The following is a 1,792-nucleotide window of genomic DNA, read 5'->3' as shown; positions in this document are numbered from 1 at the left end:
CCGGTGATGCACAGGTTCAGGGACTGGCGGATCCAGTCACAGCTGGCCAGCCCCGCCATACGGGAGCGCTCCAGCCCTCTCGGGTGGCGGTAATCGATGTCTTCCACGCAGGCCGAGACCCGCAACCGGGCCGCCTTCAGCAGCCGTTCCAGGCGGCGGTTTTCCCGGTGCAGCACCTCCCGGTCGATCAGTAAGGCCAGGCGTTCCTCGAACGCCAGGTCGTGGGTGTCGGGCTGTGCCCGCTGCTGTTCCAGGGCATCGCACATGCCGGTCAGTTTGAGTTGGCGCAGGGCGTCGAGGGTGTTTTGAGTCAACATCAGTTTCTCCGGGATCAGTGGTAGTAGCGGGGGCCGCGAACGTTGGTGTGTACTGGCAGCTCTGTCAGTTCCGACTCCTCCTCGGCCAGGGGTAACGGGAGCTGATCCAGCCCCTGTTTCAGGATCGAGCTGATGCTCTGGTAGCTGGCCGAGTTGATAGCTAGTGCTCGACTACAGGCCTGCTCCAACCGGTCACGGCTGTAACGTCGACTCAGGTTCAACAGCCCCAGGCATGATCGGTAGCCATGCTCCGGATGAGGGCGATCCTTAAGCTGTCGCTGTACCACGTCGAGCGTGGCGGGACCGATGTCNNGACCAGTTCTGATGGGCCTGATGGGACTTGGGCATGTGCTCGGTCAGGGTCACGAAGCGGCTCTTGCCGTGGCGAGGATGCAGGGCTACCCGTTGTCCTTTGTGCATGACCTCAACGGACGTATCGGTCACCCGAACATCCAGCTTCACACCCACCAGGGCGTGAGGCACGCTGTACAGGCGTTTGTCGATCTCGATGTGGTAGTCGATGCCCGGTCGTGCCTTGCGCCACTCGGCGTAGACGTAGGACGTTGCCGGCAGTGGCCTGAGTGCAGGTCGGTCCAGCGCTTCGAACAGGCTCTGGCGGCTCTCGGAGCGCCCCTGGAACGGGCGCTGGTTCAGTGCCGGTAGCAGGTCTGCAATCGCCGAGTTCAGTTCGGCCAGTGAGAAGAACGTTCGGTGACGCAACCGGGCCAGGATCCAGCGTTCAACCAGCAGCACAGCGGCTTCGGCCTTCGCCTTATCCTTGGGCTTGTAGGGGCGGGCCGGTAAGACCGCCGTCTGGTAATGGGTTGCCAGTTCCGCGTAGGTCTCGTTGAGCTGGGGCGTGTATCGGTCTGCCTTGGTGACCGCTGCCTTGAGATTGTCCGGAACCAGCAGTTCCGGCACACCACCGTAGAACGCCAGCATCCGCTGGTGGGAGGCGATCCAGTCCGGCAGGCTCTGGCTCCAGGTGGCCTCGGCGAAGGTATAACTGGACGCGCCCAGCACAGCCACAAAGACCTGGGCCTTACGCATCTCGCCGGTGCTGCGGTCCACCACCGGCACGGTGGGACCGCAGTAGTCGATAAAGATCTTCTCGCCGGCCCGGTGGACCTGGCGCATGCTGCGCCGCTGCCGGCCGCGCCAGAGCCGGTAGTGATGGCAGAACTGACTGTACCGGCGGGCCTTGTCGCCGTGGCGTTCGACGTACTCAGCCCAGAGCAATTGCAGGGTGACGCCCTTGGTCTTGAGTTCCTGGTGGACCTGGAAGTAGTCGGGCTCAGCAAATCGAGATGGGGGTGTCTTGGCCGGGAAGAGCTGGGCTTCCAGTCGTGCCTCGTCCGTGCCTTCCGGCAACGGCCAGGTGATGCCCTGCGCGGTGGCCAGGCTGACATACTTGCCGACCACGCCCTTGGAGAGTCCGCAGGCACGGGCAATGCGCTCATGGCTCAGGCCCGCTT

Annotated in this window: 1 protein-coding gene and 1 pseudogene; both read right to left on the bottom strand. The window is 63.7% G+C overall.

The features are described from left to right. Positions 1-317 (bottom strand): ATP-binding protein (locus tag B2W52_RS19860; protein WP_286803954.1); only part of this gene is annotated, 317 nt, incomplete at its 3' end. Between the two features lie 14 nt (positions 318-331). Further along, a pseudogene (istA, locus tag B2W52_RS19855) lies at positions 332-1,784 on the bottom strand (IS21 family transposase). Between the last annotated feature and the right edge of the window lie 8 nt (positions 1,785-1,792).

Origin of the sequence: Marinobacter sp. UBA2498 (assembly GCF_002341575.1) — a bacterium.
GTDB classification, from domain to species: domain Bacteria; phylum Pseudomonadota; class Gammaproteobacteria; order Pseudomonadales; family Oleiphilaceae; genus Marinobacter; species Marinobacter manganoxydans.
The sequence above is the reverse complement of the archived record's forward strand: the minus strand, read 5'-3'. Positions and strand labels throughout refer to the sequence as shown.